This window comes from Aeromonas sp. MR19, assembly GCF_963899305.1.
In the GTDB taxonomy this organism is placed as follows: Bacteria; Pseudomonadota; Gammaproteobacteria; order Enterobacterales; family Aeromonadaceae; genus Aeromonas; species Aeromonas bestiarum.
Genome location: NZ_CAWQWZ010000003.1, coordinates 63061 through 79380, shown reverse-complemented (window position 1 = coordinate 79380; position 16320 = coordinate 63061). Strand labels below are relative to the sequence as shown.

The 16320-nt window shown below is 61.6% G+C and carries 12 protein-coding genes; 9 read left to right on the top strand and 3 right to left on the bottom strand.

The features are described 5' to 3' along the window. Positions 1-65 precede the first annotated feature (65 nt). The 7 genes from AACQ95_RS01870 to AACQ95_RS01840 all read left to right on the top strand — a co-directional run bounded on the left by AACQ95_RS01870 (position 66) and on the right by AACQ95_RS01840 (position 12029). A complete protein-coding gene (locus AACQ95_RS01870) occupies positions 66-2033 on the top strand; it encodes an ATP-binding protein (RefSeq protein ID WP_205619636.1) in 1968 nt (655 codons plus the stop codon). Between the two features lie 76 nt (positions 2034-2109). Next, positions 2110-3459 carry a glutathione-disulfide reductase gene (gorA, locus tag AACQ95_RS01865; protein ID WP_241280436.1) on the top strand — a complete coding sequence of 450 codons (1350 nt, stop codon included), beginning with the start codon at positions 2110-2112 and terminating at the stop codon, positions 3457-3459. 447 nt (positions 3460-3906) lie between these two features. Further along, positions 3907-5589: a potassium-transporting ATPase subunit KdpA gene (kdpA, locus tag AACQ95_RS01860; protein WP_241280435.1), complete on the top strand. Its 1683-nt coding sequence runs from the start codon at positions 3907-3909 to the stop codon at positions 5587-5589. Further along, entirely contained in the window at positions 5589-7646 is a 2058-nt protein-coding gene (gene kdpB / locus AACQ95_RS01855) for a potassium-transporting ATPase subunit KdpB (protein WP_241280434.1), read from the top strand. Before kdpA ends, kdpB begins: the two co-directional genes overlap by 1 nt. Before the next feature lie 158 nt (positions 7647-7804). Further along, a complete protein-coding gene (locus AACQ95_RS01850; protein ID WP_043141658.1) occupies positions 7805-8326 on the top strand; it encodes a potassium-transporting ATPase subunit C in 522 nt (173 codons plus the stop codon). 347 nt (positions 8327-8673) lie between these two features. Continuing rightward, positions 8674-11262 (top strand): sensor histidine kinase, encoded by a 2589-nt coding sequence (locus tag AACQ95_RS01845; protein WP_241280433.1) that lies wholly within the window; start codon positions 8674-8676, stop codon positions 11260-11262. Between the two features lie 83 nt (positions 11263-11345). Next, on the top strand, positions 11346-12029 hold the full coding sequence (locus AACQ95_RS01840; protein WP_043135272.1) for a response regulator: 684 nt from the start codon (positions 11346-11348) through the stop codon (positions 12027-12029). 4 nt (positions 12030-12033) lie between these two features. On the opposite strand, the gene AACQ95_RS01835 is transcribed toward AACQ95_RS01840, so the two are convergent. Next, a complete protein-coding gene (locus AACQ95_RS01835; protein WP_241280432.1) occupies positions 12034-13161 on the bottom strand; it encodes a multidrug effflux MFS transporter in 1128 nt (375 codons plus the stop codon). Between the two features lie 92 nt (positions 13162-13253). Between AACQ95_RS01835 and AACQ95_RS01830 the strand changes: the two genes are divergently transcribed. Beyond that, positions 13254-14078: an AraC family transcriptional regulator gene (locus AACQ95_RS01830; protein WP_241280431.1), complete on the top strand. Its 825-nt coding sequence runs from the start codon at positions 13254-13256 to the stop codon at positions 14076-14078. Here the strand turns inward: AACQ95_RS01830 and AACQ95_RS01825 are convergent. After that, entirely contained in the window at positions 14008-14241 is a 234-nt protein-coding gene (locus AACQ95_RS01825) for a hypothetical protein (RefSeq protein WP_084214192.1), read from the bottom strand. The two genes, AACQ95_RS01830 and AACQ95_RS01825, sit on opposite strands and share 71 nt — an antisense overlap. Before the next feature lie 282 nt (positions 14242-14523). On the opposite strand from AACQ95_RS01825, the gene AACQ95_RS01820 reads away from it, so the two are divergent. Beyond that, on the top strand, positions 14524-15777 hold the full coding sequence (locus AACQ95_RS01820) for a valine--pyruvate transaminase (RefSeq protein WP_241280430.1): 1254 nt from the start codon (positions 14524-14526) through the stop codon (positions 15775-15777). Positions 15778-15834: 57 nt separating this feature from the next. On the opposite strand, the gene AACQ95_RS01815 is transcribed toward AACQ95_RS01820, so the two are convergent. Continuing rightward, a complete protein-coding gene (locus tag AACQ95_RS01815; RefSeq protein ID WP_241280429.1) occupies positions 15835-16272 on the bottom strand; it encodes an Hsp20 family protein in 438 nt (145 codons plus the stop codon). Positions 16273-16320: the final 48 nt, after the last annotated feature.

Here is a 16320-nt window from a genome sequence, read left to right as displayed (position 1 = left end):
AAACACGACATAAGTGCATGAAGCAGTTAAACTAAATGGCAATATATCCAGACCGCAAGGACGCCATGTCAGGACTCTTCTCCAAGACCGCGAGGGCCGTCGGCCGTAACGGGCTCTCATACCGCCTGCTCTCCTACATTCTGGTGTGCAGTACCGTATTGGCGATGATCATTACGGTGTTGCAACTTGCCTGGGATTACCGCAAGGATGTCGCCGTCATCGAGGACAGCATCGGCCAGATCGAGGCCTCCTTCCTGCAACCCATCGCCGCCAGCCTGTGGAATCTGGATGAGGAGCAGGTCAAGGTACAGATAGAAGGCATCATGAACCTGCCCAACATGCAGTTCGTGATGGTCAAGGAGATGCTCGGCAACTCGGAAGTGCCGCTGCTGACCCAGGGGGTGGAGCGTGAAAGCTACGACATCTCCCGCGAGTTCAATCTCACCTATCAGGGTGAAGTGGTCGGCAAGCTGTTCGTCGCCGCCTCCCTCGAACAGATCTACCAGCGCCTGATTGAAAAATCCGTGCTCATCATGGTCAGCCAGACCATCAAGACGCTGGTGGTCTCATTCTGCATCCTGATCATCATTTACTATCTGGTGGTCCGTCACCTCAACCGCATCGCCAACTATGCCCAGAAATTCAATCTGGATCGGCTGGCCATAGAGCTGACGCTGGAGGGGCGCCCCCTGCCCCGCAAGAAACCCGACGAGCTGGATACCCTGGTCGCCACCCTCAACCAGATGCGAACACGGCTGAACGACGAGTTTGCGGCGCGCCATCAGGCGGCGGAACAGTTGCAACAGGAGCGGGACTTCTCCGCCACCCTGATCAACTCGGCCAACATGCTCATCTGCTGCATGGAACCCAATCTCACCATCGCCAGCATCAACCCGGCCGCCATACTGCTGACCGGTTACCACCAGCAGGAGATCTTGCAGCACAGCTGGCTGGATCTGTTCGTCAGCCAGGAACAGCGTGAAGAGCTGGCGCTGATCCTGGCCGATCACGGCTCCATTGAGGACAAAGAGGTCATCATGCATGACCAGCAGGGCCATGAGCTGGTGCTGCAGTGGACCTTTGCCCCCTTCTACGAGGGCCTCAACCTCAAGTACCTGATCGGGTTCGGCTATGACATCACCCGCCTCAAGAAGGTGGAGCGGGAGATCATCTCCCTCAACGAACAGCTGGAAGGCAAGGTGGTGGAGCGAACCCGCAGCCTGAGCGACGCCAACGATCAGCTGGGCAAGGCCTACGACGACCTGAAACAAGCGCAGCAGACCCTGGTGGAATCGGAGAAGATGGCCTCCCTCGGCTCGCTGGTGGCCGGGGTGGCGCACGAAATCAACACCCCCATCGGCATCAGCGTGACCGCCTCCTCCTATCTGCAGGAGCGGGTGGCCGACTTCAAGCTGCACATCGACTCCAAGCAGCTCTCCCGCTCCTATCTCAACGAGTTCACCGTCAACCTCGACGAGTCCATGCAACTGCTGCAGGGCAACCTGAGACGCGCCTCGGAGCTGATCGCCAGCTTCAAGCAGGTGGCGGTCGATCAGTCGTCCGAGGCGCGTTACAACTTCAGCCTCGCCGACAACCTGCATCAGGTGGTGGTCTCCCTCGGCCACAAGCTGAAGAAGGCCCAGTGCGAGGTGGATATCCAGTGCGATCCCAAGCTGTCGATCTTCTCCTTCCCCGGCAGCTTCACCCAGATCTATTCCAACCTGATCCTCAACTCCATCAACCATGGCTTCGACAACTGGGACAAGCCGAAGAAGATCACCATCAAGGTGGAGCAACAGGGTGAGGAGCTGATGATCGACTACAGCGACAACGGCCGCGGCATCCCGCCCGAGATACTGCCACGCATCTTCGACCCCTTCGTCACCTCCAAGCGGGGCCAGGGCGGCAGCGGGCTCGGCACCCACATCATCTACAACCTGGTGGTGCAGCTGCTGCGTGGCCGCATCAACTGCGTCAGTGAACCGGGCAACGGCGCCCAGTTCCATATTCGTCTGCCGATCCAACATAACTGAGCGCTGGCTCTTGTGAGCCAGCCGCTTTATCCCCATCATGCTGTGATTGCATTCTTAATGAGCGGAGAACCTCGCAATGGCACAGCATTTTGACTATATCGCCATCGGTGGCGGCAGCGGCGGCATCGCCTCGGCCAACCGGGCTGCCATGTACGGCAAGAAAGTCGCCCTGATTGAAGCCAAAGAGTTGGGTGGTACCTGCGTCAACGTCGGCTGCGTGCCGAAGAAGGCCATGTGGTATGCGGGCCAGATCGCCGATGCCCTGAAATATGGCGCCGACTACGGCTTCGACACCACACTCAACCACTTCAGCTGGGCCAAGCTGGTCGAGTCCCGCCAGGCCTACATCGGCCGCATTCACAAGTCCTATGAGAACGTGCTGGGCAAGAACCAGATCACTGTCGTCAAGGGCTTCGCCCGCTTCGTCAATAGCAACACGATCGAGGTCAACGGCGAGCAGTACAGCGCCGATCACATACTGATCGCCACAGGTGGCCGTCCCGAAGTACCCGCCATTCCGGGTGCAGAGCTGGGTATAGATTCCGATGGTTTCTTCGATCTGCAGGCGCAGCCCAAGCGGGTTGCCGTGGTCGGCGCCGGCTACATAGCCGTGGAGATAGCCGGCGTGATGCAGGCGCTTGGCTCCGAGACCCACCTGGTGGTGCGCAAGCACGCGCCGCTGCGCAACTTCGACCCCATGATCCACGAGACGCTGGTTGAAATCATGGCGCAGGAAGGGCCCAAACTGCACACCCACGCCATCCCCAAGGCTGTGGTCAAGAACGCCGATAACAGCCTGACCCTGCAACTGGAAGATGGTCGCCACCTGACCGTCGATTGCCTGATCTGGGCCATAGGCCGCACTCCGGCCACCGACAACCTCAACCTGGCCGCCACCGGTGTCACGCTTGACGAGAAGGGCTTCATCCCGACCGACAAGTTCCAGAACACGACCGTCGCCAACCTCTATGCCGTCGGTGACAACACGGGCCGCATCCAGCTCACTCCGGTGGCCGTCGCGGCGGGCCGTCGTCTCTCCGAACGGCTGTTCAACAACAAGCCTAACGAGCACCTCAACTACGATCTGGTGCCGACCGTGGTGTTCAGCCACCCGCCCATCGGCACCATAGGGCTGACCGAACCGGAAGCCATCGCCGAGTATGGCGAGAGCCAGGTCAAGGTCTACCGCAGCCAGTTCACCGCCATGTACTCGGCCCTGACCCAGCATCGCCAGCCTACCCGCATGAAGCTGGTCTGCGTCGGCCCGGAAGAGAAGGTGGTCGGCCTGCACGGCATCGGCTTTGCCATGGACGAGATACTGCAGGGCTTTGGCGTCGCCATGAAGATGGGGGCCACCAAGGCCGACTTCGACAACTGCGTGGCCATCCATCCGACCAGCGCGGAAGAGTTTGTGACAATGCGATAAGCACGTTTGAAGCTGGCCTGTCACTATCAGGCCAACTTCAACAACTGCGTTCCCCCTCTTCATCCCACCAGCACAGAAGAGTTCGTGACCATGCGCTAACCGCATATGAAGCTGACCTCATCACCATCAGGCTAGCTTCAGCAACTTGCTACCAAACCCGGCCCAGGCCGGGTTTTTTCATATCAGCCCTTCGACAACCCCGACAAACCTGCGCTTTTTACGCCGATTTTACGCCCCCTCCATGCCGCTTTATGGCGCCTTTACGCCGGTTTTACATACCCTTTCAACGTCAATGACACCAACGGAGTCGATAGGGTTTTACATCGACTCTCGCAGCTAATTATCTCAATGGAGTCGATATGAATTGGCTATATCTGCTGCTGGTCCTCGCCCTGATGGGCTATCTGTTGCGTGCGTTAACGCGCAGCCACGAGTGAGGAACTGACTATGTGGCAAGAAGTGATCTATCCGGTGGCCTTTGTGCTGCTGATCCTGCTGCCGGCCCCCCTGCTTGGCGGCTACCTGTATCGGGTATTCGAGGGGCAGAGCCGCTGGCTGTCGCCCATAGAGCGCGCCACCCTGGCCTGCTGCGGCACGGACGGGCGAGAGCAGGACTGGAAGTCCTACGCCCTCAGCCTGCTGGCATTCAACGGCGCCGGTTTCGGCCTGCTGTTCCTGATCCTGATGGCGCAAGGCCTGCTGCCCCTCAACCCGCAGCAACTGCCCGGCCTGAGCTGGCAAATGGCCTTCAACACGGCGGTCAGCTTCATGACCAACACCAACTGGCAAGCCTATTCCGGTGAGGCCAGCCTCTCCTACTTCAGTCAGATGGTGGGGCTCACCACCCAGAACTTCGTCTCCGCCGGGACGGGCGCGGCCGTCGCCATCGCCCTGTTCCGCGGCATAGCCCGCCAGCAAACTACCCACATCGGCAACTTCTGGCAGGATCTGGTGCGTTTCTGCCTCTACGTGCTGCTGCCGATGGCGCTGATCATGGCGCTGCTGCTGGTATGGCAGGGCGTGCCCCAGACGCTGTCGGCCTATCTGCCGTTCCACAGCCTGGAAGGTCAGGAACAGCTGCTGCCGCTCGGCCCTGCCGCGTCCCAGATCGCCATCAAGCAGCTCGGCTCCAACGGCGGTGGCTTCTTCGGCATCAACTCGGCCCATCCGTTCGAGAACCCGACCGCCCTCTCCAACTGGCTGGAGATGGTCGCCCTGCTCACCATAGCCGCCGCCATGGTCTGCACCCTGGGCCGCTACGTGAAGGATGTGGCCCACAGTCGCGCCATCCTCATCGCCATGACCATCATGCTGGTGCTGGGGCTCTGCCTCTCCCTCTCCCAGGAGATGAAGCCGGATCCCAACCTCGCTCACCTCACCACTCAGATGGGCAACTGGGAAGGCAAGGAGAGCCGCTTCGGCCCAGTGCTATCCAGCATCTGGGAAGTGGCGACCACGGCCGCCTCCAACGGCTCGGTCAACGCCATGCACGACAGCTTTGCCCCCCTCGCCGGTATGGTCGCCATGATCAACATGCTGCTGGGTGAAGTGGTGTTCGGCGGCGTGGGTGCCGGTATCTACGGCATGATGCTGTTCGTGCTGCTGACCGTGTTCCTGTGTGGCCTCATGGTGGGTCGCACACCGACCTATCTGGGCAAACGCCTCGGCATCACAGAGATGAAGTGGGTGGTCGCCAGCATGCTGGTGATGCCGGTCGGGGTATTGGTGATCGGTGGCGTGACCCTGCTGATGCCGGATGCCGCCACCGTCATAGGTCACGAAGGCCCGCACGGCCTGTCACGGCTGATCTATGCCTACGCCTCGGCTGCCGGCAACAACGGTTCCGCCTTCGCGGGCTTTGCCGCCGCCGATAGCTGGCAGTGCATCGCCATCGCACTGGCCATGCTGCTCGGCCGCTTCGGTTACATCATCCCCGTGCTGGCCATCGCCGGCCAGCTCGCCCGCGCTCCGCGCCAGGAGACGGGTGAAGGTGACTTCCCGATCCGGGGGCCACTGTTTATTACCTTGCTGATCATCACAGTACTGCTGATTGGCGGCCTCTCCTTCCTGCCACTGCTGGCACTGGGACCCGTGGCCGAACATCTGAGCCTGATACAGGGAGCTTTCTAATGAGCAAGTCCATCTCAATGACGGCCAGCACCGAGAAGGTGAAGGCCAAGAAACAGAGCTCGCAGATTGTGCAAGCCATGGTCGAAGCCCTCTATCGCTTCAACCCCAAGGCTCTGTTTGGCAGCCCCATACTGTTCACCCTCTGGCTGGCCGCCGTGATGGCGACCGTGGAGTCCCTGCTGGGCCAACCCTTGTCGGGCGTGGCTCCCAGCCTGGCCTGGCAGCTCACCGCCTGGCTCTGGCTGACCCTCTGGTTTGCCAACTTCGCCGAGACCCTGGCCGAAGGACGCGGCAAGGCGAGAGCCGACAGCCTGAAGGCCGGCATGAGCCAGCTCAAGGCGCGCCGGGTCACGGATGCCAAGGATGGACAGGGTGAATGGGTGCCAGCCACCAGCCTGCTGAAAGGCGATCTGGTGCTGGTGCGCAGCGGCGAGATGATCCCGGCCGATGGTGAAGTGGTGGCCGGCATCGCCTCGGTCAACGAGGCGGCCATCACGGGTGAATCCGCCCCCGTCATCCGCGAATCCGGCACCGACCGCAGCGGCGTGACCGGCAACACCACTGTGGTTTCGGACGAGATCTGGGTACGAGTGAGCAACAATCCGGGTGAGAGCACGCTGGACCGGATGATCTCGCTGGTGGAAGGGGCCAAGCGCCAGAAGACCCCGAACGAGATGGCACTCGATGCCCTGCTGGTGGGTCTGACCCTGATCTTCCTGCTGGTGGTGGCTACCCTGCCCTGGTTCCTCAACTACAACGGCACCCAGGTGCCCAGGCTCTACCTGCTGGCCCTCTTCATCACCCTGATCCCGACCACCATAGGCGGCCTGCTTTCCGCCATCGGCATCGCCGGCATGGATCGGCTGGTGAAGCTGAACGTGATTGCCAAGTCGGGCCGCGCCGTGGAGGCCGCCGGTGACGTGCGCACCCTGCTGCTGGACAAGACGGGCACCATCACCTTCGGCAACCGCATGGCCGACGAGCTGATCCCCGCCCCCGGTGTGGATCCCTCCCTGCTGGCCCAGGCAGCCATGCTGGCCTCCCTCGGCGACAATACGCCGGAAGGCAAGTCCATCCTGACTCTGGCAGGCAAGAGCATGGCCAAGCCGAGCCAGCTGGAGAGTGACAAGCTGATCCCGTTCAGCGCCGAGACCCGGTTGAGCGGGCTGGATCGCAACGGTCATCAATATCGCAAGGGGGCTGTGGATGCAGTGCTCAACTACCTCTCCCTCGAGCGCAAGGCGGTGCCCGAGCTGATCCTCAAGTCGGTCGACAACATAGCTCGCCAGGGCGGCACCCCGCTGCTGGTCTGTACCCATGAGAAGTTGCTGGGGGTAGTGTTCCTCAAGGACATCATCAAGCCCGGCATCAAGGCCCGCTTCCAGATCCTGCGTCACATGGGGATACGAACAGTGATGATCACCGGGGACAACCCGCTGACCGCCGCCGCCATCGCCGCCGAAGCCGGGGTGGATGACTTCATCGCCGAAGCCACCCCAGAGAAGAAGCTGGCCTATATCCGCCAGGAGCAGGCCGATGGCCGCCTGGTCGCCATGTGCGGTGACGGTGCGAACGACGCCCCGGCACTGGCCCAGGCCGACGTGGGTCTGGCAATGAACGAAGGCACTCAGGCCGCCAAGGAGGCTGGCAACCTGGTGGATCTGGACTCCAACCCCACCAAGCTGCTGGACGTGGTGCTGGTCGGCAAACAGTTGCTGGTGACCCGCGGCGCCCTGACCACCTTCTCCATCGCCAACGACGTGGCCAAGTACTTCGCCATATTGCCGGCCCTGTTCATCGCCGCCTATCCGCAGCTGGGTGCACTGAACCTGATGCAGCTGGGCAGCCCGCAGAGCGCCATTCTGTCGGCCATCATCTTCAACGCCCTGATCATAGTGGCGCTGGTACCGCTGGCCCTGCGCGGTGTCAGCCTGAAGGGATCCGCCGCCAGCCTGCTGCGCCGCAACCTGCTGATCTACGGCGTCGGTGGTCTGATAGTGCCCTTCATTGGAATCAAGCTGATCGACCTGGTCATCACCGGCCTGGGGTTGGTGTGATGAAAACGCCGCACGATGGTATCCACGGCCAGATCGTGCCCCCATACATGGGCATCAAGCTGATCGATCTGGTCATCACAGGCCTGGGTCTGGTGTAACGACATAGCGGGGTGCAAGCCTGGCCTGCACCCCATCAATCTGTTTGGAGCAAGAAAATCATGATAGCAATCAGAACCCTGCTGACCCTGACCCTGCTGCTGGGTGTCGGCTACCCGCTGGCGGTGACCGGGCTGGCCCAGCTGATGTTCCCCTGGCAGGCCAACGGCAGCCAGCTGACCAACGGCAAACAACAGCTGATCGGCAGTGCCCTGCTGGCGCAGAAATTCGAGCGGGCCGAGTACTTCCATTCCCGCCCCTCCGCCAGCGACTTCGCCACCATAGGCGGTGGTGCATCCAATCTGGGCATGAGCTCACCGCTGCGGGCCCAGTTTGCCAACACCGAGGCCCAGGCGCCAACCGGTGACGCATCACCCGCCATGCTGACCCGATCCGCCTCCGGCCTGGACCCCCATCTGCCAGTGGATGCCGTGCTGGCTCAGGTGGAAAGAGTGGCCAAGCAGCGAGGGCTGGATCCCGCCTTGCTGACGGAGCAGGTCAAGTCCAGTGCACAAGCTGGTATCCTTGGCCCGCAAGTGGTCAATATCCTCCAGCTGAACCTGCAGCTCGACAAGGACGCTTGATAGAGAGGACCGGTATCCTACATTTTCGAACTGAGCCAGCGGTTGCTCGATAAGGATAACAATGCGTGATGAGGTAATGGCTGGCGCCTTGCTGGCAAGCCTGAAGCAGGAGTACGGGAATGCGTGATGAGGTGCGGGCCGATGCCTTGTTGGCGAGCCTGGAGCAGGAGTACGGGAATGCGTGATGAGGTAACGGCTGGCGACTTGCTGGCAAGCCTGAGGAGTACGGAAATGCGTGACGAGGTAACGGCTGGCGCCTTGTTGGCAAGCCTGAAGCAGGAGTACGGGAATGCGTGATGAGGTAACGGCTGGCGCCTTGCTGGCAAGCCTGGAGCAGGAGTACGGGAATGCGTGACGAGGTGCGGGCCGATGCCTTGTTGGCGAGCCTGGAGCAGGAACACAAGGGCAAGCTGAAGGTCTTTCTCGGCGCCGCCCCCGGCGTAGGCAAGACCTACGCCATGCTGCAAGCCGTGCGGGAACAGGCACGGGAAGGGGTCGACATCCTGATCGGCGTGGTGGAAACCCATGGCCGTCAGGAGACCCTGGCCCTGCTCGACAAGCTCGCCATCCAGCCGCGCCAGATCCATCTCCACCGCCAGCAACGGCTGGAGGAGATGGATCTGGATGCGCTGCTCGAACGCAAACCCGCCATAGTGGTGGTGGATGAGCTGGCCCACAGCAACGCGCCGGGCAGCCGTCACGAGAAGCGCTGGCAGGATGTGGAGGAGCTGCTCGGTGCCGGCATCGACGTCTACTCCACCCTCAACGTGCAGCACCTGGAGAGCCTCAACGATCTGGTGTGGCAACTGACCGGGGTCAGGGTCAAGGAAACACTGCCGGATCAGGTGCTGCTGGAAGCGGACAGCATCATACTGATAGACCTGCCCCCCAAGGAGCTGCTCGGCCGGCTCAAGGAGGGCAAGGTCTATGTGCCCCATCAGGCCAAGGCCGCCCTGCAATCCTTCTTCTCCCTCAACAACCTGACCGCCCTGCGCGAGCTGGCGATGCAGACCGCCGCCAGCCACGTGGAGGGGGATCTGCAACTGCAGTGGCAGGCCGCGGGCAAGGCCACGCTGCCGCTGCGGGGCAAGCTGATGGTCTGCCTCGGCGATCAGCACGGCTCGGCGCTGGTGCGCTACGGCCACCGCTTCGCCCAGCGCCGCCAGCTGCCCTGGCTGGTGGTGCACATCGACAGCAAGGGGCAACGCTCCGCCGAGCTGGAGCAGGCGCTGGCGCTGGCCTCCCACCTAGGTGCCAAGGTGCTGACCCTCTCCAGCCCGGCGGTGGCCAGCACCCTGCTGGAAACCGCCGAACAGCAGCAGGTCTCCCAGCTGCTGCTCGGCAAACCCCACAAGGCCCCCTGGCGCCGCTCCCTGGTGCAACACCTGCTCAAGCAGGCGCAGGGGCTCGAAATAACCCTGGTGGACACGGAGAAACGCAAGCCAGGCCTGGGGCTGCAACCACTCCACCCCAAGGATATTCGCCAGAGCCTGCTGGCCATCACCATAATGGCGGTGACCTCGGCGACCGCCTGGGGGCTCTCCCACTGGTTGCCGCCCGCCTCCCTGCCACTGCTGTTCGTGCTGGGGGTACTGGCCACGGCGCTCACCACCAGTCTGGTGCCCGCCATACTGGCGGCCGTGCTGGGCTTCGTCGCTCACAATTTGCTGTTCACCGCCCCCTACTTCTCCCTGAACGTGGCCAGCCACAGCGACCTGCTCACCCTGTTCGTGCTGCTCATCGTCGGCATGACGGCGGGACGACTCGCCTCCCGCCAGCGGCAACAGCTGATCGGCCTGCGCGAGACCCAGCAGCTCGGCAATGCCCTGCTGTCGCTGAGCCAGGGGCTGGCCACCGCCAGCAGCCCGGAAGAGGTGCTCAGGCAAGGCACCCAGGCCATCTCGCTGGCTCTGACCCAGCCCGTCTTCGCCCTCGATCAGGATTATCAGCACAGGGCGGGATCGGCGCAGCACAGACCCGGACAGACTGACAAGGCGGCCATCGACTGGTGCCTGGCCCAGAAGCAGAGCGCCGGTGCCCACACGGCTACCCTCAATGCCGCCGAGGCGCAATATCACCATCTCACCGATGATCTGGTGCTCGGCATTCGATTGGCCAACCCGCTCGCCTCCTCGGCCGAGCATCAGCTGCAGGCCCTGCTCACCGACATCCGTGCCGCCCTGGCCCGGATCGATCTCAACGAGCGGCTGGCCGACAGCCAGCTGCAGGCGGAGACGGATCGGATGCGCGCCGCCCTGCTCTCGTCGGTTTCCCACGACCTGAAGACGCCGCTGGCCACCATAATGGGGGCCGGCAGCACCTTGCTGGAATACGGTGATCGGATCAGTGCAGAGGATCGCAACGAACTGCTCCATTCGGTGCAGGACGAGGCGCGCCGCCTGCACAGCTATGTGCAGAACCTGCTGGATATGACCCGCATAGGGTCGCCGGACTTCCAGTTGAAGCGGGACTGGGTCGACCTGGCGGATCTGGTGGAGAGCGCCCGCAAGCGGCTGGAGTCCTCCTGGCGCCAGCACAAGCTGCTGGTGCACTTCGATCAGCAGATCCCCCAGCTCTATGTGCACGGCGCCCTGATCGAGCAGGTGCTGGTCAATATCCTCGACAACGCCTCCCGCTACTCGCCGGCCGGCACCCCCATAGAGTTCAAGGTGATGCTGGCGGATCCGGATCTCATCATAGACATCATCGACATCGGGGTCGGCATCGCCGAGTCGGATCGGGACAAGATCTTCAATCTGTTCTACACCCAGCCGGTCGGTGATTGCGGCAGTCGCGGCACCGGGCTTGGCCTCGCCATTTCCCGCGCTATGATAGAGGCCCATGGCGGCCGCATCTGGGCGTTTTCCGGCCCCAACGGCAACGGCACCTGCATGCGCATCTCACTGCCGCTCACCCTCAACTCACCGGAGGTATGATGGATCCCATCCTTTGTCATAGCGGCAGAGAGTGCATGTTGCCATCGCCTGTTCCCTCCCCAACATTCGCCGCTGGAGGCTAGATGGCTCATATCCTGGTCATTGATGATGAAGCGGCGATCCGTCGCTTTCTGCGGATCAGCCTGATCGCCGAGGGCCATCAGGTCAGCGAGGCGGTGGGCGTCAATGAGGGATTGGAGCAGTATCGCCACCTCAATCCCGATCTGGTGATCCTGGATCTCGGCCTGCCGGACGGAGACGGCATCCAGATACTGCAGACGATTCGTGAGCACCATCAACACCCGGTACTGGTGCTGTCGGCGCGGGATTCGGAGCAGGAGAAGGTGCGGCTGCTGGACGCGGGCGCCAACGACTACATGAGCAAGCCGTTCGGCATTGGGGAGATGATGGCCCGCATTCGCGTCTTGCTGCGCCAGCGAGCCGGGGTCAGCAGCGGCGAATGCCGCCACTTCCCGCAATGCGGCCTGACCCTGGACGCCAGCAGCCACAAGGTGACCATGAAGGATGAAGAGATCCCCCTGTCTCGCAAGGAGTTCGCCCTGCTGCAGGCGCTGGTGTGCCACCCCGGCAAGCTGGTGATGCAGACCCAGCTGCTCAACGACATCTGGGGACCGAGCCACAAGGAAGATACCCACTACCTGCGCATCGTCATCGCCAGCCTGCGCAAGAAGCTGGGAGATAACCCCCAGCAACCCAGCCTGATCGAGACCGAATCCGGCATCGGCTACCGTTTTATCGGCAGCTGATGTTTCACGTGGAACGCCGGCCGCTGCACAGCACGGCCAGCAGGCCGCAGCCAAAGAGCAGCAGACCCAGATCCTGCAAAGCGGCCGCCAGCGCCAATCCCAGGCTAAGCAGCAGGTAGTAGGCCAGTCCGAACAGGGCACCGGCACTGCCTGCCACCTTCCGATAGCCCAGCAAGGCCTGACTCAACACATTGGGAATGGCGATGCCAAAGGCCACCACGACTCCCATCATGGGCAGCAGGAACCAGAGCGAATCCTGGCTCGCCCACACGGCAACCCCAGCCCCCAGCGCCAGCACAGAGGCCAGCCGGATCAGCGCTGATGGCAACCAGCCCATGCCCAGCAAACGCCGGTTCAGCAGGCTGCCGATCAGGGTCGCCAGCGCCAACGCCAGGCCGGAATAGCCAAACTCGCTGGCATTCAATCCCAATCCGGCAAACAGAAACGGCGCCAGGCTGTAGTAGCCAAACAGCATGGTATTGAACAGGGCGACCAGCAGGGCGCTGCGCCAGAGTCCGCCATCCCGTACCATGCGGCACGCCAATGGCCAGAGGGTAACCCGAGTGGTCATCACGGGACGGGTTTCCGGCAGCTGCCAGCCGGCGATCCCCCCCAGCATCAGGGCCAGCACCAGCAAGCCGCTGAAGACACCGAGATAGCCAAACTGCTCGGCCAACAGGCCGCCGCTCACCAGTCCCAGCACGGGGCTGAGTGATAGCGCGACCCCCATGACCGAGAAGACGCGGGCCAGATCGCTGCCCTGGTAGCTGTCGCGCAGCATGGTCTGGGTCACCACGGATCCCACGGCGGCCCCAAAGGCCGAGATGATACGGGCCAGCAGCAACACCTCGAACTGGCTGGCCAGCAGTGCCAGCAAGGTGCCGAGCCCGTAAGTGAACAGACCCGCCAGCATGGCAGGGCGTCGCCCGATCAGATCGCAGAGCCGCCCCCAACAGACCACGCCCACCGCAAACGCCAGAAAATAGACCGACAGGGTCTGGGATGCCTGCCCGTCGCTTACCCTGAACTGGCTCGCGATATGCGTCAGCACAGGGCTGTAGATGGTCTCCACTATCTGGGGAAACATCATCAATCCGACCACCAGCCAGAGCGGTGGCAACTTGTTGTTCATGACAAACCTCCTTCACAAGAGGTCGTTATTCTAGAGAGATGCCGACTGTCCGATTACAATAAGCAGGACTATAAACATCAATAATCGGACACATGGCCTTTATTCTCCCCGATCACCCTTTTGACCCGGACTGCCTGGCTGGCAGCGTGATCGGCATTGCCTCCGCACTCGGCTGGCATGACTCGGGCCTGCATCAGCATCAGCGCCATCAGCTGCTGTTTGCCCAGGCGGGCTGCATGAGCATAGAGCTGGCGAACCAGGTCTGTCTGCTGCCACCCAGCCGGGCAGCCTGGCTGCCGGCGGGCACTCCTCACAGAGTACTGATGCGCGGTGTGGTGGCCTATCGCTCCCTCTACTTCCGGCCACAACCCGAGCTGCCAGCCAGTGTGCAGGTGATGGCGGTCAACCCGTTGCTGCGGGAGATCATAGAACGAATGGCACTCTGGCCATGGGAGAAACCGGAGGTAGAGCAGAGCCGGATGCTGGCGCTGTTCATGGAGGAGCTGGCGCAAGCGCCGCGGGAATCCTGGCAACTGCCGCTACCGGCAGACCCGCGCCTGACGGCCTGGTTGCAGGAGGTAAAACGGGGTGACACCCTGCCCGATCGGCTCAACCGGCTGGCCGGACGGGTGGGTGCCAGTGACAAGACCATAGGCCGTATCTTCATGCGAGACACAGGCATGAGCTATCAGGCCTGGCGCCAGCAGTGGCGTCTGTTGCGCGCCATGGAACTGCTGGCCGAAGACGTGCCCATCAGCCGGGTGGCCGCTTCGCTGGAGTTCTCCAGCGACAGCGCCTTCATCAGCTTCTTCAGACAGCATACGGGGCAGACTCCCCTGCGCCATCTCAACTCCCGGGGTGAGTCGCATCGGCCGAACTCACCTCCACCACCAGGGTATCCAGTGCCAGTGGCTTGAGGTTGCTGATGGCATCCAGTACCACGGCATGGGATGCCTCCTGCTGCTGAGCCAGGATAGCCTGATCCAGCTGGGCGGTATCCAGCTCGGGTCTGGGGTTTTCAGTTGCCATCACATTCAGGCTCAGTGTGCTCATTATCAGGGTGGCGATCAGGGTTTTCATCTGGTGTGCTCCGGTATGGTTGAGATGACCTGATAGCTATTCCAATACTTGTGCCATATTTATAACTAGATGATTTTGCTTAAATTAATCAGTTAAAATCCCCCATTTGTGTCTTATCTGGGTAGCAATGTGGTCATTTTTAAACCCATAAATGGTATTTTTTACCACGGTGTATTCCCGAGTCATGTTCCACGTGGAACGTCCCGTTATTTTGATCGACACCCGCTTTTAAACTGAGCTATGGTGCTACATCCCCGTAACTGACTCTGGATCCGTCACCGAATGGAATTTTCCTTGTTCGGCGAGAAGTTCACTCGCCACGCCGGCATTACCCAACTCATGGATGACCTTAATCAGGGGCTGACCAATCCGGACGCCATCATGCTGGGTGGCGGCAATCCGGCCCCCATCCCCGCCATGCTGGAGCGTTTTCAAACCGAAGCCAAAAACCTGCTCGACAATGGCGAACTGGTCAAAGCCATGGCCAACTACGACGGCCCCCAAGGCAAGGACAGGTTCACCAAGGCGCTGGCCGCCCTGCTCAGCAAGGAGCTCGGCTGGGATATCACCTCCCGCAATATCGCCCTGACCAACGGCAGCCAGAATGCCTTCTTCTACCTGTTCAACCTGCTGGCCGGCGAGTTCGCCGATGGCCGCAAGAAGAAGGTGCTGTTCCCGCTGGCCCCGGAATATATCGGCTATGCCGACTCAGCCCTCACCGATGACTACTTCGTGGCGTACAAACCCACCATGGAAAAGCTGCCCGATGGCCAGTTCAAATACCACGTGGATTTCGAGAGCCTGCAGGTGGGCGACGATATAGGGGTGATCTGCGTCTCCCGTCCGACCAACCCGACTGGCAACGTGCTGACCGATGACGAGATAGAGCATCTGGATCAGATAGCCCGCGACAAGGGCATTCCGCTGCTTATCGACAACGCCTACGGCGTGCCCTTCCCTGGCATCATCTTCAGCGAGGCCAAGCCGTTCTGGAATACCAATACCATCCTCTGCATGAGCCTCTCCAAGCTGGGACTGCCGGGCACCCGCTGCGGCATCGTCATCGCCGACGAGAAGATCATTCAGGCCATCACCAACCTGAGCGGCATCATCAACCTGGCGCCGGGCAGCCTGGGACCCGCCATCACCATCCCCATGATCGAAAGTGGCGAGATCATCCCCCTGAGCGAGCAGGTGGTGAAACCCTTCTACCGGCAGAAGGCCGAGCTGGCGGTACAGCTGCTGCGTGAGGCGATCCCGGATCCGCGCTTCCACATCCACAAGCCGGAAGGCGCCCTCTTCCTCTGGCTCTGGTTCGAAGATCTGCCCATTCACTGCCAGGAACTTTATGAGCGGTTGAAGGCGAAGAACCTGCTGATAGTGCCGGGTCACTACTTCTTCCCCGGCATCGACGACCCCAAGTGGCGCCACAGCCAGGAGTGCATCCGCCTCAACTACTCCCAGAGCGAGGAGCTGGTGCGCCGTGGCATCGCCATACTGGCGGACGAGATCAACGACCTCTACGGCAGCAACTGACCTGTGAACCAAAAACAAAAAGGCCTGCAATCGCAGGCCTTTTTCATTTCTCATGGCTTAGTTGGGCAGCGCCAGCGGCTCGGCTTTGCCGATGGGGATGGCGCGAGGCTTGAGTGCCTCCGGCAGTTCGCGCGCCAGATCTATGGTCAGCAGACCATGCTCCAGCCTGGCGCCCTGCACCTCCACGTGCTGGCTCAACTTGAAGGCCAGCTCGAAGTCACGCTCGGCAATGCCCTGATGGAGGAACTGGCGTTCATCAGAGGCTGCCTTGCGCCCCTTCACCTTGAGGGTACCGTTTTCGGTTTCCAGTTCCAGCTCTTCGCGCTCGAAACCGGCCACCGCGACCGTGATGCGATAGCCGTCGTGATCGCGCTTTTCGATGTTGTAAGGGGGATAGGCCACCGCCTTCTGGTCAAACAGGTCTTCCAGCTCACGGGCCATCCGCTCGAAGCCGACGGCATTGGAATGGAGATGAGAAAAATCAAGGTTACGCATAATCCTATCCTTCTAATAAGCAACAGGTTTCTATTTCCACGAGCCCGC